Origin of the sequence: Maribacter sp. MMG018 (genome assembly GCF_018100785.1) — a bacterium.
GTDB lineage: Bacteria > Bacteroidota > Bacteroidia > Flavobacteriales > Flavobacteriaceae > Maribacter.
The window spans coordinates 831,517-853,835 of the sequence record NZ_JAGJEC010000001.1 but is presented as its reverse complement, the minus strand read 5'-3'; the positions used below and the strand labels follow the sequence as shown (position 1 = coordinate 853,835).

Genomic DNA, 22,319 nt, shown 5'->3' with positions numbered 1-22,319 from the left:
CTTTAATCGATGCTAATAGTTCCTCTAGCGTTACTTTTATTGATTTGATGCTTCTATTTTTGTCACCGCATCTATGAAAAATTATCATATTTCTAAACATAGCTCGTTTTACACCATTGGTTTAAGCTACAAAAAAGCCGATGCCGAAGTGCGTGGTAAATTCAGTTTGGACGAAACTGCCATGACCGGGCTATTGAAAAAGGCCCAACAGCAAGGCATAGATGGCCTTTTGGCGACCTCAACCTGTAATAGAACAGAACTGCATGGTTTTGCCCAACACCCCTTTCAACTTATAAAGTTGCTTTGCGACTACTCTAACGGTAGTGTAGAAGAGTTTCAAGAAGTAGCTTATGTGTACAAGAACAACGAGGCCATTACCCACTTGTTCCGCGTAGGAACCGGCTTGGACAGTCAAATCTTGGGAGATTTTGAGATTATTAGCCAATTAAAGCAAAGTTTTGGCCGATCAAAGAAATTAGGAATTGCGAATCCGTTTCTTGAACGCCTTGTAAATTCTGTCATACAGGCGAGTAAACGTATAAAAAACGAAACAGAAATATCTTCTGGTGCCACATCGGTATCCTTTGCCTCCGTACAATACATTCTAAACAATGTACCGGATGTGACCAACAAGAACATTTTACTGTTCGGCACAGGTAAAATAGGTAGAAACACCTGTGAAAACCTTATAAAACACACTAAAAACCCGAACATTACCCTTATTAACAGAACTAAGGAGAAAGCGGATAAAATTGGTGGCAAATTTAATCTTACGGTAAAGGATTATGGGGACCTACAAGCCGAAATTCGAAAAACAGACGTACTGGTAGTCGCTACCGGAGCACAAAAGCCCACTATTAGCAAAGAACTTATCTATACCAAAAATCCATTGTTGATCTTGGATTTGTCGGTACCCAAGAACGTAGATGACAATGTGCTGGAATTAGACAATGTTTCCCTTGTTCACCTAGATCAATTATCACAGATCACGGACCAAACACTCGAAAAGAGAAAATTGTTCATTCCACAGGCAGAGCGAATTATCGAAGAGGTAAAAAACGACTTTACCCAATGGCTCGAAACACGAAAGTTCGCCCCCGTTATCAAGGCTTTAAAAATGAAGTTGAAGACCATGAAAGAGGAAGAGCTCGATTATCAATCTAAAAAAGTGGCCAATTTTGATACCGAGCACGCAGATATTATATCTAACCGTATCATTCAAAAAATAACCAAACAGTTTGCTAATCATTTAAAGGACGATACCATCGATTCCGACTCTAGTCTTGAGCTTATTCAAAAAGTATTTCAATTAGAACTAGAAACTAAATGAGCAGAACCATACGAATAGGTACCCGCGATAGCGAACTTGCGCTTTGGCAGGCCAACACGGTTAAAGACCAAATACAATCATTAGGACATAAAGTAACGCTTGTACCGGTAAAATCTACCGGCGACCTTGTTTTGGACAAACCCCTTTACGAGCTCGGAATAACTGGTGTTTTTACCAAAACATTGGATATTGCCATGCTAAATGGCGATATTGATATTGCGGTACATTCCATGAAAGATGTACCTACGGCCCTACCAAAAGGAATTGTACAAGCTGCAGTTCTGAAGCGGGCCAATTATATGGACATACTCGCTTTTAAGGACAACGAAGAGTTTTTAGGTTCCCCTGAAGGCGTTATTGCCACTGGCAGCCTCAGAAGAAAAGCACAGTGGCTAAATCGATACCCTACCCATACCGTAGTAGATTTACGGGGAAATGTAAACAGCCGATTAGAGAAATTACAGAATAATGACTGGAACGGCGCCATATTTGCCGCGGCCGGTCTACAACGCATTGGCCTAGAGCCAAAAAACACCATCGGCCTTACCTGGATGGTTCCTGCACCTGCACAAGGGGCAATTATGGTAGTCGCCATGGAGCACGACGAGGAAATCAGGGAGATTTGTGCGGAGCTGAACCACCGTGAAACAGAAATTTGCACAAAAATAGAGCGCGAGTTCTTACGGGAATTGGAAGGTGGATGCTCTGCCCCTATAGGAGCCTTGGCCTACATAGACAAGGAAGAAACGGTAAACTTTAAGGGTGTGTTATTGACCGCAAATGGCTCTAAAAAACTAGAGGCTGCGCTTACGGCACCATTGGGAAAACATGACAGATTAGGTATAGATGCCGCCAAAAGTATTTTGAGCAGGGGCGGAAAACGTTTAATGAACGAACTGCAGGGAGCCGATCTTAAAACGAACATTTTTTCTACCAAAAAACTGACCGAAGAACAATTACAGCGTTTTAATATTTCCATTAAAGTAGATTCAGAGGATTTTATTAAGATAAGCCCCAATAGAATTTCTCCTTTGGTGCTCAAAAAGGAAATGAAAAATGTAGTCTTTACAAGTAAGAATGCCGTAGAGAGCCTTTTAACGAACATCAGTGCTGCCGAACTACAATTTGAGAACATATACTGTGTTGGCCGAAAAACAAGACGGCTTATACAAAAGAGAATAGGTAAAGTAGCCCATTTTGAAAACAATGCCGCCGATCTGGCAAAATACCTGGTAGAATATCTTGAAGGAACAGAGGTAACCTATTTTCATGGCAATTTAAGTTTAGAGGAATTACCCTCCGTTTTAGAGAAAAACAATATTACCGTTAACAAGGTAGAGGCCTATCGCACCAAATTATCTAGCAAAGCGATAGACGAATCGGTAGAAGGAATCATATTTTGTAGCCCCTCTGCCATTGAAAGTTACCTGTTGAAGAACAAACCACATTCAATTGCCTATTGCATAGGTGAAACAACGGCCAATGAAGCCCGTAAACACTTTAAAAAGGTAAAAGTTGCTAGAATTCCGGACATCGAAAGTGTCATAGAATTGGTAAATGAAGATTACAAAGAACAATGAGCTTAAAGAACGACTTATTTTTGCGGGCCTTAAAAGGCGAAACTGTTGAAAGACCTCCTGTATGGATGATGCGCCAAGCTGGAAGATACTTGCCGGAATTCATGGAAATCAGGAAAAAATATGATTTTTTCACCCGGTGCCAAACTCCGGAACTGGCGTCGGAAATTACCGTACAGCCCATTCGAAGATTTGGTATGGATGCCGCTATATTGTTCAGCGACATTTTGGTCATTCCGCAAGCAATGAACATTGATGTGGAAATGAAACCAAATTTTGGTCCCTACCTACCAAACCCCATACGTTCACAAAAAGATTTGGACAGTGTTATAGTACCCGATATACAAGACACTCTCGGCTACGTCATGGATGCCATTACCGCTACCAAAGAGAAATTGGAAGACGAAGTACCGCTTATTGGTTTTGCCGGTTCCCCTTGGACCATATTGTGCTATTGCGTACAAGGCCAGGGCAGCAAAACATTTGACAAGGCAAAAGAATTATGCTTTACCCAACCCGTGGTAGCACATGAACTTTTACAAAAGATAACAGATACCACCATTGCCTATTTAAAAGCAAAAGTAAAAGCCGGTGTAAACGCCGTACAGGTTTTTGATTCTTGGGGCGGCATGCTTTCCCCCGTAGATTACAAAGAGTTTTCTTGGCAATACATACAACAGATCATAGACGCCCTTAAAGATGAGGCTCCTGTAATCGTTTTTGGAAAAGGATGTTGGTTCGCGCTTGGCGATATGGCCAAATCGGGTGCAGCGGCACTAGGTGTAGATTGGACCTGTTCGGCAAGAAATGCACGCTACCTTTCTGGCGGCAAGATCACCCTACAAGGAAATTTTGATCCTGCCCGTTTGCTTTCGCCTCCCGAAGAAATTAAAAAAATGGTCACTCAAATGATCCATGAATTCGGAAAAGACCAATATGTAGTCAATTTGGGACATGGAATTCTTCCCAATGTACCCGTAGAGAATGCCAAAGCCTTTATTGATGCCGTAAAGGAGTTTAAAGCATCTTGATACGGGAATAAAAAAAAGACAAATTTCCGTTAAGCTACGTGTCTTTACAAATCTTATCTTTTTACTTTTTATGGTGTTTATCCCCATATAAACAGTAACTTAGAAAAACTTCTTGTTTTGAGTGCTCAGGTTTGGTTACAGAAATCTAGTTAATTTAAGAAAATGTAATACTAATTATTCTTATGTTTATTGCCAGATTACGTGTTTAAGCTTCGGCTTACCTATAAAACGCAAAGGCAAGAGCCTACTATCAAATCTCTATTTAACAATATAAACGAATCTTAGATAGTTGCAGTATGGATTCTTTTGATATAGGAATTTTCGAGATCAACCCTGTCCAAGAAAAAGACGCTTGGCGCATTTGTGATTTTACCACGGTAAATGCCACACGATTAAAACGCTATTTTCCCAAAACCTTGGAAGCGACCCTAACACCGGAACTTTCTGCCATTTTTGTAGCTCAAAAGGTTAAGGAGTTTCAAGATAAGACCGAGTTTTTGTTTGTAGTGAAGAACAAAATCGAAAGAACCGTGGCCGGTTTGGTATATGTAAAAAGTCTAGATTACCAAAAACTGGAAGCAGAATTGGCCTATTGTATCGGTTACCAATACGAAGGTCTGGGAATTACTACCAAAATAGTGCAACATTTGACCAATTGGTCCTTTGATAAATTAAAGTTGAACCAATTGAGAATCATCGTTCATAAAACTAATATAGGAAGTGTTCGTATAGCCGAAAAATGTGGTTACATCTGGAAAGAAACCTTGCCCAATGAGCATCAACCTCCCGAGGAAGCATTATTGGATATGGAACTATACATTAAAACCAATGAAAGATAAATTCTACGATTATATACAAAACCTACAAGATACCATTACCAATAAATTAGAGGAAATTGACGGTAAAGCCACTTTTCACCAAGATATTTGGAAGAGAGCAGAAGGTGGTGGCGGTAGAACCAGAGTTATAGAAAACGGAAACGTTTTTGAAAAAGGTGGTGTAAACATTTCTGGGGTACATGGGGCTTTGCCCAAAAGTATGCAAGCCTATTTCGGGGTCGAAGAAGCTGATTTTTTTGCATGTGGACTCAGTTTGGTACTACATCCGAAAAACCCAATGGTACCGACCGTACATGCCAACTGGCGTTATTTTGAAATGTACGGCAGAGACGGTGAAATTATAGACCAATGGTTTGGGGGCGGCCAAGATTTAACTCCCTATTATCTTTTTGAGGAGGATGCCGTTCATTTTCATACGGTTTGCAAAGATGCCTGCGACAAACACGACCCAACCTTTTACGACACTTACAAAAAAAGGTGTGACGAATATTTCTGGAACACACACCGTAACGAAGCCAGAGGAGTTGGCGGCCTATTTTTTGATTACTGCAAGGCTACGCCAGAAATGACCATGCAAAATTGGTACAATTTTGTTACAGAGGTCGGCAACAGCTTCCTGAATAGTTATATACCTATCGTTATAAAAAGAAAAGACCTTGCCTACACCCAAGAACAAAGAGATTGGCAAGAAATAAGGCGTGGTCGCTATGTCGAGTTTAATTTGGTACATGACAAGGGCACCTTGTTCGGCCTAAAGACCAACGGACGTATAGAAAGTATTCTAATGAGCCTACCGCCACACGTTCAATGGCGTTACGACCACCACCCAAAAGAAGGTAGTGAAGAAGAAAAACTACTAAAGGTCTTAAAACAACCTAAAGACTGGGTTTAGTAGGTTATGGGCAAAAAGGGAAAAGCGAAAAACACGGTCAACAAAGCAAAACACACCAAGCTTATAAATCGGAAGAAAAACAAACTTCGAAAGGAAGAGGCCTTGCGTAAAGAACGGCTTAAGGCTATTATGGAAAGGGCAAAATCAAAAAAAGAATAACCCTACATTTAGCACTGTTCGTTTTTTGAACCGAGCCTTTCTATTTACTTCCAGGTAATCGTCTTCTTTGAAACTTCCTCAAACTGATATTTAAGATGGGAAAATCTGGCCTTTAATAGAACTTTGCGTCCTTTCTGTGTTCTGGTATATAAAATTCTAGAACGGTCAACATGGGCTTTCCAATGCGTTTGAAACAACGAAGCTTCCTTTTTGTTCTTTCCTATGTCCTTGGGTACCACATAATAATTGCTAACCCTCAATTTTCTTTTTAACCAACTACTGTTTACCATTAGATATTTAGGGTTTTCTATTGGGGCGATTATCTCTTCCAACAAAGAAACGAACAAATTACTGTCTTGCTGGCTAGCTTTTAACAAATAGATGGAAAACACACCTTTTACCGACTGCTCGGCACACAGAATAGCTTCTGCAGAGGAAAAACCTAAAGTATTGCTTTCTAACAAGTACGACAATAAAGCTTTTCCTATTTTTTTAGTCTTCTTGTACTGATTTCCGAACAAAAAGTAAAGTTGTATCGCCTTGTAAGTTTTAGGCCCAAAACCCACGATAAGAGCTGCTATAAAAAAATAAAGCGTTTGCAAAATACCCTTGTTCAAAACTGTCCCTATATTTTTGATCACAAATTCCGGAACAAACAAGGAAACTCCTAAGACAACCTCTAGCATCACATACTTACCTGCATTAAGTGCTTTTAACTTTTTCGTATTATAAAAAGATGATTCTTGGCCGAACGGTATTTTTAATTCATGAACCAGAATGTTACCCTTTTCAATGGCCTTGTCCCATCTTTGTTCGATGACGGATTTTTGTCGAGACAATTGCAACATCTCTTCGTTCATCAATGCTACATCGGTAGCCTCAGTGAACTCCGAAGGTAATACCAATCGGTCTATTCTGTTGGAGATATAGATTTCATCCCGTAAGGAGACCCCCGTAAAAGCATTAAAACGTTGCCGTAATTTTTCCATATCCTTACCTCCATCGGTAACGGTAGGGTCTATACACGCCAAGTGCCATATAGTTCCTGTTTTTCCCGGATTATCGGCATCGACACGAATAGCACGGCCCCGCATTTGATTAGAAGAAACAAATGAACCTACGTACGATGCAAGTATGAGGGTGTTTATGCAAGGGGCATCCCAACCCTCACCAAGAAACGCCTTGGTACCAATGAGTGTTTTGATCAAGCCTTCTTCAAAAAGCTGTGTGACCGCTTCTGCTATTTGGTTTTTTAAAGTACTGGGTACTTCGATAAACACATAACCCAACGAACCTATCACAGGTGTAACACCAAGCACATCGGTATTTAATAATTGTTTTAATCGTAACAGGGTATTTTCATGCAAGATCACCAACGAACCGGTCAGTACCCCTAACGTTATCTTATTCTTTTGCTTGACCAATAGGTATTTTAAAATCGGTACGACCCCAAGCCTGTTTAGGCCACTTGTATCGCTACTATTAAAATCAAGAAATTCTTTACGGATAAAATCCGCCAAGACCACCGTTCTAGCCCCTTCCCCTAAATGGTCATCGGTATTATTAACAATATGGAATATACTCTCTAGCTTACTCGGACTATTAGAAAGGTTTCTGTACAATAACTCATCACCAACAAAGTTTACCTTTCTGCGCTCCAATACCCCTATACGTCTCAGTTCTTTCTCTATTGGCAAAAGCACCTCTTCCATACCACTAAAAACTTCACGTTGATCCACCAATAAATGTTGAAGCAAGGCTTCCGACCATTCGTACGTAAAACTCGGGAAGACCACCTTATTATCAGAAAAACCAAGAATGTTCAGATGGCCTTTGTTAACGGTATAACCACAAGCGTTCAAATAAATAATTATAGCCGAAAAGAATGTTGGATTTTCATAAATGAATTCTATATGCCGCTCAGGATCGGTATAAAAATCCAAGGCAATCAATTGCTCCTGTAGGGCCGTGTTGGCGATAAGGGTGTTCGTAAAATTTAAAATCTGTTCTCTGTAACCTACGATATAGCGAATTTGGGCTTCTTCCGGTTTCGAGAAATAAACAAAGTCTTGATGCGGGCACAAATCACCATTTTTGATTAAATCGGGTACTGCGATCTCATCATCTATGGGGCCACATAAATTAAAATAGCGGTTTATCTCAGCGGTAGAACTATCATAAGGTGGTGTAGCCGTCAACGACACCACAGTAAGCCCTTCTATTTTCTTTAAGCGATACAAACAATGCCACCATTCATTTTTTAAATGATGTGCTTCATCTAAAATCAAGGTTTCGATCTTATGCTCCCTTATATGTTCTAGAAGTTTTTGTTCTTCATCCTCGCCAAATGACTTTGATAAGGAAAATAAGGATTGATACGTTGAAAACGTGATTACGCTAGGCGATTTAATATCCAAAGAGTAAGCATCAAAAATACCGTCCGAAGAAAAGAAATCAAGCAATCTACTGCGCCATTGGTTTCGTATGGTCAATGTTGGCGCCAAAACCAATGTAGGTTTTCCAATACGGATCAACATTTCTAGACCAAGTATGGTTTTACCCGATCCCGGGGGTGCAATTACATGTAAATGCCCATCTTTGACATGTTCTTGAAAACCATCTAAAAATCTTTGTTGATAGTTACGCCAAGTGTACTTGAACTCTAAAATCTTATTAAGTTGCCGCAATGACCCTAGTATAGTTTTAATTCCATAATTAAACAGGAAAACTAATAAAATAGTACAACAAAAGGCAAAAAGATATTTCTAGTACGTTCACTTATCCAATTATTGCAAATATGATGATCCTCTTTTAAAAAAAGCCCGCCCATCAATGAGATTGCCAGTTTCAGATTCCAGAAAAGTTCACTCATAGTACCCATAACGAGCATTCCCATACCGGGGTTCACTATAAATTCCGGTCTTGATGGCCGACCGTTCACGATCGGTTTCACTAAGCGCAGAAATTTTGCCTAACACCCCATAGATTTCAGCTGGAAACAAGGAGATTTAACCCACTTGCCTTACCTTTGCACAAAAGAAAAGACATGTACCCACTTATTAGAAACAGACGGCTTAGAAGCTCGCAGGCAATACGCAATTTAGTAAGGGAAACGACCCTAACACCAAGCGATTTTTTGGTACCACTTTTTGTGACCGAAGGCAAAGGGGTAAAGAAAGAGATTCCGTCCATGCCCAATTATTTTAATTTGAGTTTGGACCTGTTGGAAAAAGAGGTCAAGGAACTATGGAAAATGGGGCTTTGCTCTGTGCTACTTTTTGCCAAAGTGGAAGAGAACTTAAAAGACAACAAAGGTACCGAAGCATTAAATCCTGACGGGTTGATGCAACGTGCTATAAAAACGATAAAAAACGCATGTCCGCAAATGTTGGTAATGACCGATGTGGCCATGGATCCCTATTCTTCTTACGGCCATGATGGTATTGTTACAGATGGTCAGATATTGAACGACGAAAGCGTAGAAGTACTTACGGAAATGAGTTTGTCGCACGCTAAGGCAGGAGCCGATTTTGTAGCTCCAAGCGATATGATGGACGGTCGTATTCTGAGTATCAGAGAGGCATTGGAAGATGAAGGTTATACCAATACCGGCATTATGGCGTATAGCGCCAAATACGCCAGTGCTTTTTACGGGCCGTTTAGAGATGCCCTAGATTCTGCCCCCGTAGACATTAAAAACGTACCCAAGGACAAAAAAACCTACCAAATGGACTATGCCAACAGGTTGGAAGCTATTAGGGAAACCGAACAAGATATCGATGAAGGAGCGGATATTGTAATGGTAAAACCAGGACTTTGTTATCTTGATATTGTCCGAGACCTTAAAAACGAGATAGATGTTCCTATAGCCGTATATCAGGTTTCAGGGGAGTACGCCATGGTGAAGGCAGCCGCAGAAAAAGGATGGTTGGACCACGACGCCGTAATGATGGAACAATTGACCGCCATTAAGCGCGCAGGTGCCAGCATCATAGCCAGCTATTTTGCCAAGGATGCGGTAAAACTATTGGGTTAATGCCACCCTTACCATAATTTGATGCTTAAATATTTATTTATACTATTTGGTTTATTTGTAACCACCCTTATTGCCCAAGAAGATAAAAAGCAACCATTGGCGCTACCCGTGGGGTCGAGTTTGCAAATATCCTCTTTGGCGGCCTACGAATTGGATTCTGTTGCCATTTACCATAAAATAGACAGCATTATAACAAATGGTATAAAAAATAATGCCTTTCCGGGCGCACAAATTATGGTGGCCAAAGAAGGGAATATCATTTTTCATAAAGCATATGGCTATCATACCTACGACAGTGTTCAACCTGTCGCTTTAAACGACATTTATGATTTGGCCTCGGTTACAAAAATTATGGGGCCCCTACCGGCCCTCATGAAATTGGTAGATGAAGGTAAATTAGATCTGGACACGCCCTTTAGCTCTTATTGGACCCCTTGGAAACATAAAAAAGACAAAAGAAATATCACATTAAGGGAGATTTTGGCACATCAGGCGGGTCTTGAACCCTACATTGTTTTCTTAAACGAAACCCTAAAAAATAATGGTCGGTTTAAAAATAGGTTTTTACGTTCAAAGCCAAACAAACGATTTAAAAATGAAGTATTTGAAGGTATTTATGTAAAAAATAACTTCAATAAAAAAATGTACCGAATCATAAACCGTTCTACCGTTTCGGCTGAAAAGAAATACAAATATTCGGGTCTTACGTTCTTGATTTTTCCGGAATTGATTGCACAGCTTACAGGGATACCCTACGAACAATATATCGAAGAAGAATTTTACAAACCACTTGGTATGAAAACTTTTGGTTTCTTACCTAGCACGCATAATTTTTCAAATAAAATTGTTCCGACCGAAATGGACACTTTATTTAGACACCGCCTGACCCAAGGTTGGGTGCATGATGAAAATGCATCCCTATTGGGAGGCATATCTGGCAACGCAGGGCTTTTTGGTACGGCAAACGACTTGGCCATTATGATGCAAATGTTCTTGCAAAAGGGAATCTATGCCGGAAAGCGTTACATCTCCGAAAAAACCATGAACGAATTCATACGTGTACAATATCCACAAAACGATAATAGAAGGGGCTTAGGTTTCGACAAACCGCTTATAGACAACAACCTTTTACCCCTTGAGGAATCTTACCCTGCACCCGAAGTTAGTCCGGAAAGTTTTGGTCATAGTGGTTTTACGGGAACTTTTGTGTGGGCAGACCCAAAAAACCAATTGGTATATATATTTCTCTCCAATCGGGTATACCCTACCCGCGCAAACAGAAACCTCTACGACCTACACATACGTTCTGCCGTTCAACAAGTTTTTTATAAGGCATTTCAAAAACGATTATAAACAATAACATGTACCGCTATTTATAAATACATGGTGCAAATCGATTAATTTGGTATCTTAGTCTATTCAAAATACAACTATGGGATTACTTATTTTTTATGCCCTAATTTCCATTTTCTTTTCGTTCCTGTGCTCCATTTTGGAAGCCGTTCTGTTGAGTATTAGCCCAACGTTCGTGAACGTTAAGAAAAGAGAGGGCAAATCTTATGCCAGCACTTTAGAAGAATTAAAGAACGACGTTGATAAACCACTGATTGCTATTCTGACCTTAAATACCATTGCACACACCGTTGGTGCCATTTTGGTCGGGGTACAAGCAAAAGTAGCCTATAGTGAGCTTTATGGCGCCACCCAAAGAACCGTATTGGGCATGCAATTTACAGAAGACCTAATGGTGGGTGTCGTTTCGACCATTATGACCATCTTGATCTTGGTGGCCTCGGAAATAATTCCAAAAACAATAGGCGCCACCTATTGGAGACAGTTGGCCAATTTTACCGCCAAGGCCCTTAAAATAATGGTATTGGGTTTAAAATACACAGGGCTTTTGTGGCTTTTGCAACTGTTCACCAAACTGGTGGGCGGCAAAGGCCATCACGGTAGCGTTCTAAGTAGGGAAGATTTTACGGCTATGACCGATATGGCCCACGAAGAAGGTGTTTTTGAAAAATCGGAATCGACCATTATCAAAAACCTTTTAAAGTTCGACGAAGTACTGGTAAAAGATGTCATGACCCCTAGGGCGGTGGTGAAAATAGCATCTGCCGATAAGACTATTCAGACCTTTTTTGAAGAGAACCCGAAATTGCGCTTTTCCCGAATCCCTATTTACAAAGATAAGATCGATAATATCATAGGATTTGTCTTAAAGGACAATGTATATGAGGAAATCATCAATAAAAACGGGGATATGCCCTTAGAGGAAATTAAAAGGGACATTCTGATTACGCGCAGAAGCACTCCCATACCCCAACTGTTCGATACCCTAGTGGCCAAACGTGAACATATTGCCTTGGTCGTAGACGAATACGGATCGGTAAGTGGGCTGGTTACCATGGAAGATGTAATTGAAACCCTTTTGGGGCTAGAGATTATGGACGAAAGCGACAATGTAGCCGATTTACAGCTCTTGGCACGCAAGAACTGGGAAAATAGGGCCCAACGGTCAGGCGTCATCGAAAAGAAAGAGCAAACGCCCCCAAAACCAGAATAAATACGTTGTATGGAATCTGCTGTAATACAATCTCCCCTAGGCTATACCAAATTGGAGGGTGACGAACATGGCCTCACCTCTATTACCGTGTTGGAATCGGAAGAAAAAATTACAGAAGTAATACCTACGGTACTGGAAGATGCCGTGTACCAACTAAACGAATATTTTGAAGGAAATAGAAAAGAGTTTGACCTGGACCTAAACCCGAATGGAACAGATTTTCAAAAACGTGTATGGAACGCACTCTCTAGTATACCCTTCGGAAAGACCGTTTCTTATTTGGAGCTTTCCAAAACACTCGGCGATGTAAAAGCCATTAGGGCCGTTGCTGCTGCAAACGGAAAAAATCCGTTATGGATCGTTGTCCCCTGCCATAGGGTCATTGGCACTGATGGCTCATTAACGGGTTATGCCGGTGGCCTGCACCGCAAAAAATGGTTGCTGGATCATGAAAACCCGGTAAAACAACAATCTTTGTTCTGAGCCAACATACCATACGGTCGGTTCTTTTGTAAAAAACCCTTCTTTCACCTATTTAATAGACGAATCAGCGAGTTTTAACGTCCGTTAAACGGGCCAACAGATTCGAACATGGTATTGAATAGGACTAAAAACCGACCTATCGGTCGGTTCTACGATTTTGGCAGACAAATCATCCCCTTCCTATAAATTGAATTTTATATATTAAATTGAGGAACGAGAAACCCAATAAAAACAACATGCTTCAAAAATTAAACTTAGAAAACTTACTGTTTCTAGATATTGAAACCGTACCGGAAAAGGAACATTTTGAAGAGCTGGACGATGCAAAACAAGAACTCTGGGAACAAAAATCGCGGTACCAGCGCAAAGAAGAGTTTACCGCCGAAGAATTCTATGACAGGGCCGGAATTTGGGCAGAGTTCGGAAAGATCGTGTGCATCTCTGTCGGGTACTTCAAAATAAACGGAGTAGAAAATAGTTTTAGGGTCACCACTTTTTATGGCGAGGAAACCCAATTACTAAAAGATTTTAAAAACCTTCTCGACGGCCATTACAACCAGGCCAAACATCTACTCTGTGCCCATAATGGCAAGGAGTTCGATTTTCCGTATATAGCCCGGCGTATGATCATTAATGGTATTTCCTTACCCTGGAAACTAGACCTTTTTGGAAAGAAACCGTGGGAAGTTCCCCATTTGGACACTATGGAACTATGGAAATTTGGTGATTACAAGCATTATACTTCCTTAAAACTAATGGCGAACATTCTAGGCATACCTTCCCCAAAAGAGGATATAGACGGCAGTATGGTAAGGGATGTCTATTACCTGGAAAAGGATATTGACCGTATCGTCACCTATTGCGAACTGGACGTGGTCACCACCGCACAGGTATTTTTAAAGTTACGTAATGAAGATTTATTGGAAGACCACCAAATAAAGAAGGTATAAAGCCCTTTAACCCCGAAGTGAGAATTTGGTTGATTGTTATTGGTTCTTGGTTTAGTATTGCCATCATACTCAAAATCTTGTTGTAAAACAAAATCTTCGTACAAGGCATAAACAGGATGCATGCGCCAACGGGGGGAGAATTCTGAACGGCAAAGTTAATTAATACAGACTATTGATACTTGAACATTTATAAGCTGTACTAAAACATTACAGGGTATAAGTGCCTAAAGTTCCTGTCATGGTAACCAGACAGAATTAGTTCATGGGTAGTCAATTATTCATGAAATAAAATCGTATCTTTTTCTATTAATATTTCGTACTCTTCCGCTAGTGGAATACCATTACTGAAATATCCAAAATTCATTTCTCTATTTGAGGTTTTATTATATATCCTAATTTGATAGGAACCATCACCTCTAATTTTGATTCCTTTATCAAAAGGAAGGAAAATTGAGTATGACTTTCCATTTCCAATATTAGATTCTACTACTGATGAATATCCGTTAGTTATATGAACAGAATCAATTTGTATTCCACTCTGATTTTTTACTTCGAAAGTCACTCCGTTTTTAACACATGAGGAAAAGAATATTAAAAAAAACGATACGAAAACGATTTTTCTCATTTAATTATTGATTAGTTGGAATTAGACTAGTACTACTTGTCGGCAGGCCATTAGAGCCTATAGGTGATACGTATCGCAATTCTCCGTTCAAGAGTTTTTGAAATATAATAGTTGACAATTCTCCATTAGTCTTCCCAGAATTACCATTGATCGTTTGATGACCAACATTATTATTAGATAAATCCATTTGCTTTTCTTTTATCAATGCCTGCGGCACCTCGCTTTCATGTGCATCCGAAAACAACTTTGCAATAGTAACCCCTACTCGTTTTGCATTTATTACATTATAAAATGCATGTCTAAAAGCATCAGACTTATCGTTTCTTCCAAATAGAATAGGGATTTTGTTGTAATATACTTAATTCAGAAATCGATTCAACATTTTCAACCATTATATCATTTATTGCCGTAAGCACAAAGTTTATGTTCTCTTCGGTATATCCATTATCTATCAAGAACCAGACAAACTCCTTGGCAATATCCACTCTTTCAGGATGGTCCTCGTCTGTAAACCAATCAAAATCTTGTTCTAAAACAAAATCTTCGTACAAGGCATAAGCAGGATGCTCGCGCCAGCGGGGGCTACAGAATCTTCAGTTTTGTTGTTATCCAATAAAAACGAAACAAACTTTTTGTCTATCTAGACCTTTTATATGGAATAGGACGTATATTTCAATCTAAGCGGCTCGCTTTGCAAGTTACTATATATGGTTCTATAAGAAGATGCAAACCAAAAATTCAGGCAAATTAATACAATATCCATGAGGGAGTTACTTTGGAAATAAACTTAGTATCATCTTGTGGCTTTTCTAAAATCAAATAAAATTTGTAATTATTAAAATCCCTTGTTCTTATTAAGTCAACTATTGAATCTAATGTATACTCTATGTTTTTATTATTTTTATTTTCCTTATAAATTTTTAATGTGTCATATTCAAAAAATATTTTTTCATACATTCCTACTTGTATCCCGAATTGAAGTTCCCCTGTCTTCTTATTTATAAATTTCCTTTTAGGTTTTTGATATGCTTGATATATACTATCAATTTTATCTCGCATCATATCGCTAATCATCCCCGTATAATTACCATCCATAAATTTATTTGGGTCAAAATCTTTTGGTAGATGACTCTTAAATCTTTCCCAATCAACCAAATTGGTCGAATCCTTATTAGGGTTAAAATAAATATAAATTTCCTTCTTATCAGAAAAAGATCCAAACTCGTAATAACTACAAAAAATCGTTCCCAAAATACCAATAATAAATATTATGCCTAAAATAAATTTTGATTTCATATCGCAATACTAATTACAGTCTAGCCCTCTTGACCTGAATTTTTGAACTACGGAATTTATCATCGAATCAGTAATATTTGGATCACGGTAAGCCTTAGGAACACCGTCCCAGGCTAGATATTCATAATAGTTGTCAGTTATATTTCACCCCAGGTTGTTTCAGTGGCAACCCATTCCTTATGATTTTTATATACCTTTCCAGATATAATTGCTCCTTCTATCGGATAATATACGGAATATGAAATTTTGGAACCAGAACAGTCAATGTCACCTATGGTAATACGGTGCTGACTTCCTTCCGGCAATTCAAGGGAATCAACAAATTGAACTTTAAGCCCGTTTGAATAGATTATTAGGTCAGACGTTACAAATTCATTTTTGACCAATTTAACAGGTAATCTACCCTCAATCTTGGGATGCAGGAACATCTGAAAATCTGGTGTTGACACTATGGCTTCAATAATTTTTTCCCTATCTTTTTTGTCCATGCAATCTTGAACCATAGGTTGCTGAACAGGCCGTGTTTTTGTGTTGATTTTTTGGGCCGTATTTTCTTTACAGCCAAAAATTATTGACATAAAAAATATAATTATTGAAATCCTCATGATTTTTAATTTACCCTATTTAATACAATTCTTGCCCTATCCGGATGAACATTTTCTCCATAAACAGAAATTTCGAATTTTCTACCTTCTTCTCCAGGATAGTCAAAGCCATTATTAAAAAGGTAAATGAATTAATATTTTCCAATCGTCAGCATTTTTACAAAATATAAGGGTTCCAGATGAACCATGTTCGTCATAAAATCCTGATTTTGTACTATATTTTACAAGTGATATCTTATCACCAAGAAATACTGGGTAAGACAATCTTGCTGTTTTAGTCTCCATTGATATATCTTGATCATTTTCAATTAACTTCCAATCTTTACCAATTAAGTTTGTATCTGTCCATTTTTTAGCCGTTCTTTTTTCTAACTTCAAAATCATTTCATCCACCTTAGTTTTGGTGAAATTCTTATTAAGTATGGAATCTGGAATCCATTCTTTTAGGGGTCCAAAATCTTCATAATATCCATATTTATCAAAAGCCCCATAATCTTTAAAAAATCTTATCAAGGAAATATCATCAATGTCATTATATACATTAAACTTTTTTAAATCTATGAGATGTACGACTTTATTGACAATATACCATTCATGAGACTGAATATTGTTCTTTGAAATAGAGTGTAGATCCACAGCCTATGACAAGGAAAATAAATAAAATTCTAAAGCTGGCTATTCGCATGGTTCACCTTCTGGACTTATACCATTATAAGTTTGATTTGTTGCCTCGGAAGCTAATCTAGAATGATTTTTTTCTAATTTTCTAAAAATAATGATACCTATACTTTGCAGAGAAAATTGTGTTTTTTTAATACATTTCGAGGCATTTTTTTTCAATTATTTTCCAATTCCCAGTTTCATTTCCAAAGAAAATACCGGTTAAACATCCTACGGCTTTTCCTCCACTATGATATTTGCTTTGCAATATATTCTCATGAAAAACAACCACCCTAGTCTTGGAAATTCTAACAGGTCTGGAAAATAGTCTTTTTGTATACTCCTTGTTTTTAGAATTATTACTTAAATTATTAATACTGTCCACAAGCTGCTGAGTTTTTATACAAACTGGCTCCTTATTTTTTTTATAAGCCAATTCAATTTTTCTTTTTTCCTTGCTTGTTATTATTCCCTGATTTTTCCAATCGGTAATAGCTGTTAGGCTTGGAATTAAACCAACCTCAATTACTAAGGTATCTCCTTCTACAGGAATCATGTAACTAAAAGCCTGTTCTAAAAATTGATGTTCATGGCATAACTTCTTTTGACCATAAAGATTTATGTTCAGAAAAACAACTAGAAATGTGAAAATTATCTTTTTATAATTCATAACTGCTCCAAAATTAGTTTATCTTCAGCGACCCAATCACTCCCCATTTTAGCATAAATTTCCATTATAGTTGCACCTACAGTAACTCCTGTTTTGCTACTCGTTGAAATTTGCTCCATAATTAGATATGCGTTTCCACTATCTATCCACACAGGTTCTAAATAGTTTATGACAATGCCCTTGTCAACATCATTATTTAGTTCTCTACCTTTTATGTTCATCACCAAATCTCTTATCCTTTTGCACGGATACATCGTTTTCTTAATTTTATAATCTGAAAGAATTTTTTCTAAAGCTACCTTTTCCTGATTATCGAATAGTTCAGAGTTTAGTATTGATTTTTTTAATGATTCCGAAATTTCTAAATTGAACTTTATATCCAATTTATGATATTTAAATGTTTTTATTTTACTGATAGATGAGGCGTACAAATCACAGTCATCCGTTTTTTGGGCTAAACAATTTGTACACAAACTAAAGTATAAGAGTAAGACTAATATATGTTTCATAAACCTCCACTTCGTTTAAGAATCACACCCGCATTTGAAATTTCAACCTTTTCTCCAAAAATCATTTCTTCAAATAAAAGTCCAGCCTCAGTTTCCAAATTAAAACCACTATTAATCCATTCATTTCCCCAAAAATTATTTCCAAATACTGAATCCCCTAAATGAGTGTACTCATGTAAAACAGTAGAGCCAATAAAGGATATTGGGTTTAAAATTCAATATCCTGAATAACGGATATTACCCAAACCGAATCTTTTAATTCAATATTACCATTTACTTCTGCATTTTCTATGGGACTATAGAAAACAAAATTTCCTTTACTAAACCGACAAGAATCCATTGGATATAATTCTAATTGGAGTTTTAATTTATTATATGGTAAAGAATCCACTATTTTAACATATCCATGCTTATCAAGCAAAAACGAATCGAGTTCAATTAAGAAATCATTTTTAATTATCCTTACTGGATTTCTTTCCTCGATATCTAGATGTAGGTAGGTTTGAATATTATCAGTTTTAAGAATTTCATTGATAAGATTTACTTTTTCAATTCGATTAAAACATTTATCTCGGTTATTTTTTTCTAATTCAGAATTATTTTTTTGTTCTTTTTTACAAGAAAAAAGATTCAGGCAAAGAAAAAAAATTGCTAGTGTTAAGATATTTTTCATAGTTCATAAAAAAGGCTATTGTCTTTGCCTAAAGAAGGTTATCCATATTTCTCTTTTAGAAAACATATCCTCAGGACTAGTTTTATTACTAACAATCATACCTATTGGAGTCCGTCCGGAACCTTTATCGATATCATACCATGTAGTGCTTCTAACAATAGAAAAATCATCAATTTCAGGTTTGTTCAGATTTTGATAGTACTCATCCAATGAATCCTTGTTGATTTCATTGGGCGTTTTATATCCGTATTTTTCTAAATAAAATTTTGATAGGCTAGATGTTTCTGGCATTCCGTATTCTTTTACCACTTGATCATAAAAAAAACGAGCATCCGGCACTTCAACTGATATTGTAAACTTTTTCAATTCATTTTTTGTATTTACATAAGCTCCCATTTTCTGTACGGGAAATCCTAAAAAATTATAGTTAGTTGGTATTCCTGAGATAGTGCTATAATTACTTGCCGGGAAATAACATTCTCTAAAATTTTCATTGTTACATTCAATATATTCTAGACCTTCAAATAATTCTTTTACAGACTTATCCAAAAAAGTATAATCCATGTTCATTTCTTGATAATTCATGAGAAAAATTAGTAGAAAACAAAAAGAAACCTTCATTTTAATAACAATTATCCATTCCAATCTTCTATATATTGCCCAACAACACCTGACCAACCTAATGGAGCACTTCTTGTAGCCTGTCCTCCTATTTCTATATAACTCTCCTTAATAAATTCATCCATTTTGTACGCTAAAACCCCGGTTGGTCTAAGATTTTTGACAATGAAAGTATTAATGGTTTCCATATAAGTTAGAAAAACCGATATTACGCTCCTTTTAGAAAAGCCTTATAAAAATGGAGGTTTTACTGTTTTAACGATAAAAGACGTGATTTTACCGATGAAATACACTAAAACAAACCGAATCTAGACCTTCTCCATAAATGTTGTTCAGGGCAAATGACTCCACTACCGCGTTCAAATTATCAATTTTAGAATACCGAATAAAAAAAGGGCAGCTATTTAGCTGCCCTTTCTACAATTGATATTTAGCTCGATTATTATTTCAAATCAAATCGATCTAAGTTCATCACTTTGGTCCATGCTTTTACAAAGTCTTTTACGAACTTTTCTTTGGCATCGGAGGTAGCATATACTTCTGCCAAGGCCCTAAGTTCAGAATTTGAACCAAAAATAAGATCTACCCTGGTACCCGTCCATTTCTTCTCACCGGTCTTACGGTTACTTCCTTCAAAAAGAGTGTCGTCATCAGAAATGGCTTTCCATGTAGTGCCCATATCCAACAGATTCAAGAAAAAATCGTTGGTAAGCTGGTCTTTCTTATCCGTAAATACACCGTGTTCAGATCCGTCGGTATTGGTATTCAATACTCTCATACCACCAACTAGAACGGTCATCTCTGGAGCTGTCAAACTTAATAATTGGGCACGGTCTACCAACAACTCTTCTCCTTTAACAGAATACTTTGCCTTGGTAAAGTTTCTAAATCCGTCCGCTAGAGGCTCTAATGCCTCAAACGCTTCAACATCGGTCTTTTCTTGTGTGGCATCGGTTCTACCCGGACTAAACGGAACCGTAATATCGTAGCCCGCATTCTTGGCCGCTTTTTCCACTGCTGCCGTTCCTGCAAGTACTACCAAGTCGGCAAAAGAAACCTTTTTGTTTCCAGACTGCGCATCGTTGAACTCTTTTTGTATTCCCTCTAAAACAGCGATAACCTTTGCCAATTGTTTTGGGTTATTGGCCTTCCAATTTTTCTGTGGCTCCAAACGAATTCGCCCTCCATTGGCACCACCACGTTTATCGGAATCCCTATACGTAGCAGCAGAGGCCCAAGCCGTAGCGACCATTTCAGAGATTGATAGTCCTGAAGCCAAAATAGTAGCCTTTAAAGATGCTATGTCCTCTTCGTTTACCAGTTCGTGGTCTACTTTTGGCACGGGATCTTGCCAAATTAACTCTTCTTGAGGCACTTCTGGACCTAAATAACGGTCTACCGGTCCCATATCTCTATGAGTAAGCTTAAACCAGGCCTTGGCGTATGCATCGGCAAACTCATCGGGGTTCTCCAAGAAGTGTCTTGAGATTTTCTCATACTCCGGATCCATACGTAGCGAAAGGTCGGTAACCAACATAAATGGTTGATGCCCCTTACCCTCTATATGTGCATCGGGTACGGTACCTGCACCGGCATCGCCTACGGGCTTGTATTGCCACGCTCCGGCCGGACTCTTGGTAAGTTCCCACTCAAAGCCAAAAAGGTTTTTGAAAAAATTATGGCTCCACTGTGTAGGTGTCTGGCTCCAAGCACCTTCTAGCCCACTGGTAATTGTATCGGCCCCTACACCGCTACCGTACTTATTTTTCCATCCAAGACCTTGTTCCGTTATATCGGCGGCGGCAGGCTCTGCCCCAACATACTCCTCTGGATTGGCGGCACCATGTGTTTTTCCAAAAGTATGCCCCCCGGCGATCAATGCCACCGTCTCATAATCGTTCATGGCCATACGGCCAAAAGTTTCCCTAATATAATGGGCGGCCTCCACAGGATCTGGATTTCCGTTATGTCCTTCGGGGTTTACATAGATCAACCCCATGTGGGCAGCCCCTAAAGGATTTTCAAGTTCATTTCCATCCGTATCATACCGTTCTTTACTACCAAGCCATTCCGTTTCAGACCCCCAATAAATATCTTCTTCTGGCTGCCATATATCTTCACGGCCTCCTGCAAAACCGAACATTTTAAGTCCCATCGATTCATGGGCAACGTTCCCTGCCAAGATCATCAAATCCGCCCATGATATCTTCTTACCATATTTCTGTTTAACGGGCCACAATAACAGTCTTGCCTTATCTAAATTGGCATTATCCGGCCAGCTGTTCAACGGTGCAAAACGCTGGCTACCGGAGCTAGCACCCCCACGACCGTCAGATATACGATAAGTACCGGCACTGTGCCATGCCATACGTATAAAGAAAGGACCATAATGACCATAATCGGCAGGCCACCAATCTTGACTATCGGTCATTAGATCCGTAAGATCTTTTTTGACCGCCGCTAAATCCAGTTTTTTAAATTCCTCCTCATAATTAAAATCCTCGTCCATAGGATCCGATTTCGAAGAATGTAACCTAAGAATATTCAAGTTTAACATGTTGGGCCACCAATCTCTATTGGTGGTACCTCCACCGGCCGATTGATGTAGCTCGCCATTTAAAAAAGGGCAGCCGGCCGCGCTAGATTCGTTTACGTCCCATGCTTCTCCATGGGGATTGTTCTTATTGTCCATTTTTATAAGTTTTAGGTGTGAATAGAGTAAAGTTACCGAAACAAACCTTCAAATCAATAGATAAACTCTTGATTTGTGTTATCATAACATAAATATAATCTATCA

The 22,319-nt window shown here is 38.5% G+C and carries 22 protein-coding genes; 10 read left to right on the top strand and 12 right to left on the bottom strand.

Going from position 1 to position 22,319, the window contains the following annotated elements:
- Nucleotides 1-73: 73 nt before the first annotated feature.
- The 5 genes from hemA to hemF all read left to right on the top strand — a co-directional run bounded on the left by hemA (nucleotide 74) and on the right by hemF (nucleotide 5,669).
- Complete coding sequence (gene hemA / locus J8L85_RS03750; RefSeq protein ID WP_211014675.1) at nucleotides 74-1,330, top strand: glutamyl-tRNA reductase; 1,257 nt, start codon at nucleotides 74-76, stop codon at nucleotides 1,328-1,330.
- The gene (gene hemC, locus J8L85_RS03745) at nucleotides 1,327-2,910 is read left to right on the top strand and encodes a hydroxymethylbilane synthase (RefSeq protein ID WP_211014673.1); all 1,584 of its coding nucleotides are present in this window, start codon (nucleotides 1,327-1,329) and stop codon (nucleotides 2,908-2,910) included. The genes hemA and hemC overlap by 4 nt, the downstream gene beginning before the upstream one ends.
- On the top strand, nucleotides 2,907-3,938 hold the full coding sequence (gene hemE / locus J8L85_RS03740; protein WP_211014671.1) for a uroporphyrinogen decarboxylase: 1,032 nt from the start codon (nucleotides 2,907-2,909) through the stop codon (nucleotides 3,936-3,938). The genes hemC and hemE overlap by 4 nt, the downstream gene beginning before the upstream one ends.
- Nucleotides 3,939-4,234: 296 nt before the next feature.
- Nucleotides 4,235-4,777 carry a GNAT family N-acetyltransferase gene (locus J8L85_RS03735; protein WP_211014669.1) on the top strand — a complete coding sequence of 181 codons (543 nt, stop codon included), beginning with the start codon at nucleotides 4,235-4,237 and terminating at the stop codon, nucleotides 4,775-4,777.
- A complete protein-coding gene (gene hemF, locus J8L85_RS03730) occupies nucleotides 4,767-5,669 on the top strand; it encodes an oxygen-dependent coproporphyrinogen oxidase (RefSeq protein WP_211014667.1) in 903 nt (300 codons plus the stop codon). Before J8L85_RS03735 ends, hemF begins: the two co-directional genes overlap by 11 nt.
- Nucleotides 5,670-5,872: 203 nt before the next feature.
- Here hemF and J8L85_RS03725 read toward each other — a convergent pair whose 3' ends face one another.
- Nucleotides 5,873-8,515, bottom strand: coding sequence for a DEAD/DEAH box helicase family protein (locus tag J8L85_RS03725; protein WP_211014665.1), 2,643 nt, complete (start codon nucleotides 8,513-8,515; stop codon nucleotides 5,873-5,875).
- 359 nt (nucleotides 8,516-8,874) lie between these two features.
- Here J8L85_RS03725 and hemB point away from each other — a divergent pair, with 359 nt between their 5' ends.
- The 5 genes from hemB (at nucleotide 8,875) to J8L85_RS03700 (ending at nucleotide 13,863) form a co-directional block, all read left to right on the top strand.
- Nucleotides 8,875-9,864, top strand: coding sequence for a porphobilinogen synthase (gene hemB, locus J8L85_RS03720; protein WP_211014663.1), 990 nt, complete (start codon nucleotides 8,875-8,877; stop codon nucleotides 9,862-9,864).
- A 21-nt stretch (nucleotides 9,865-9,885) separates the two neighbouring features.
- A complete protein-coding gene (locus J8L85_RS03715; protein ID WP_211014661.1) occupies nucleotides 9,886-11,217 on the top strand; it encodes a serine hydrolase in 1,332 nt (443 codons plus the stop codon).
- A gap of 79 nt (nucleotides 11,218-11,296) precedes the next feature.
- Nucleotides 11,297-12,430 (top strand): hemolysin family protein, encoded by a 1,134-nt coding sequence (locus tag J8L85_RS03710; RefSeq protein WP_211014659.1) that lies wholly within the window; start codon nucleotides 11,297-11,299, stop codon nucleotides 12,428-12,430.
- Between the two features lie 9 nt (nucleotides 12,431-12,439).
- Nucleotides 12,440-12,913, top strand: coding sequence for a methylated-DNA--[protein]-cysteine S-methyltransferase (locus J8L85_RS03705; protein WP_211014657.1), 474 nt, complete (start codon nucleotides 12,440-12,442; stop codon nucleotides 12,911-12,913).
- Nucleotides 12,914-13,149: 236 nt separating this feature from the next.
- Nucleotides 13,150-13,863 carry a 3'-5' exonuclease gene (locus J8L85_RS03700; protein WP_211014655.1) on the top strand — a complete coding sequence of 238 codons (714 nt, stop codon included), beginning with the start codon at nucleotides 13,150-13,152 and terminating at the stop codon, nucleotides 13,861-13,863.
- Between the two features lie 274 nt (nucleotides 13,864-14,137).
- On the opposite strand, the gene J8L85_RS03695 is transcribed toward J8L85_RS03700, so the two are convergent.
- From J8L85_RS03695 to katG, 11 genes are all read right to left on the bottom strand, one after another.
- Nucleotides 14,138-14,488, bottom strand: coding sequence for a hypothetical protein (locus tag J8L85_RS03695; protein ID WP_211014653.1), 351 nt, complete (start codon nucleotides 14,486-14,488; stop codon nucleotides 14,138-14,140).
- 314 nt (nucleotides 14,489-14,802) lie between these two features.
- Nucleotides 14,803-15,039: a hypothetical protein gene (locus tag J8L85_RS03690; protein WP_211014651.1), complete on the bottom strand. Its 237-nt coding sequence runs from the start codon at nucleotides 15,037-15,039 to the stop codon at nucleotides 14,803-14,805.
- Nucleotides 15,040-15,235: 196 nt separating this feature from the next.
- Complete coding sequence (locus tag J8L85_RS03685) at nucleotides 15,236-15,784, bottom strand: hypothetical protein (protein WP_211014649.1); 549 nt, start codon at nucleotides 15,782-15,784, stop codon at nucleotides 15,236-15,238.
- A 137-nt stretch (nucleotides 15,785-15,921) separates the two neighbouring features.
- Nucleotides 15,922-16,389: a hypothetical protein gene (locus J8L85_RS03680; protein WP_211014647.1), complete on the bottom strand. Its 468-nt coding sequence runs from the start codon at nucleotides 16,387-16,389 to the stop codon at nucleotides 15,922-15,924.
- 114 nt (nucleotides 16,390-16,503) lie between these two features.
- The gene (locus J8L85_RS03675; protein WP_211014645.1) at nucleotides 16,504-17,025 is read right to left on the bottom strand and encodes a hypothetical protein; all 522 of its coding nucleotides are present in this window, start codon (nucleotides 17,023-17,025) and stop codon (nucleotides 16,504-16,506) included.
- A gap of 175 nt (nucleotides 17,026-17,200) precedes the next feature.
- Entirely contained in the window at nucleotides 17,201-17,719 is a 519-nt protein-coding gene (locus J8L85_RS03670) for a hypothetical protein (RefSeq protein WP_211014643.1), read from the bottom strand.
- Nucleotides 17,716-18,102, bottom strand: coding sequence for a hypothetical protein (locus tag J8L85_RS03665; RefSeq protein ID WP_211014641.1), 387 nt, complete (start codon nucleotides 18,100-18,102; stop codon nucleotides 17,716-17,718). The genes J8L85_RS03670 and J8L85_RS03665 overlap by 4 nt, the downstream gene beginning before the upstream one ends.
- A 334-nt stretch (nucleotides 18,103-18,436) precedes the next feature.
- Nucleotides 18,437-18,901 carry a hypothetical protein gene (locus J8L85_RS03660; RefSeq protein ID WP_211014639.1) on the bottom strand — a complete coding sequence of 155 codons (465 nt, stop codon included), beginning with the start codon at nucleotides 18,899-18,901 and terminating at the stop codon, nucleotides 18,437-18,439.
- A 15-nt stretch (nucleotides 18,902-18,916) separates the two neighbouring features.
- Complete coding sequence (locus J8L85_RS03655; protein WP_211014637.1) at nucleotides 18,917-19,486, bottom strand: hypothetical protein; 570 nt, start codon at nucleotides 19,484-19,486, stop codon at nucleotides 18,917-18,919.
- A gap of 47 nt (nucleotides 19,487-19,533) precedes the next feature.
- Nucleotides 19,534-19,710, bottom strand: coding sequence for a hypothetical protein (locus tag J8L85_RS03650; RefSeq protein ID WP_211014635.1), 177 nt, complete (start codon nucleotides 19,708-19,710; stop codon nucleotides 19,534-19,536).
- 254 nt (nucleotides 19,711-19,964) lie between these two features.
- Nucleotides 19,965-22,214, bottom strand: a complete 2,250-nt coding sequence (gene katG, locus J8L85_RS03645; RefSeq protein ID WP_211014633.1) for a catalase/peroxidase HPI — start codon at nucleotides 22,212-22,214, stop codon at nucleotides 19,965-19,967.
- Nucleotides 22,215-22,319 lie beyond the last annotated feature (105 nt).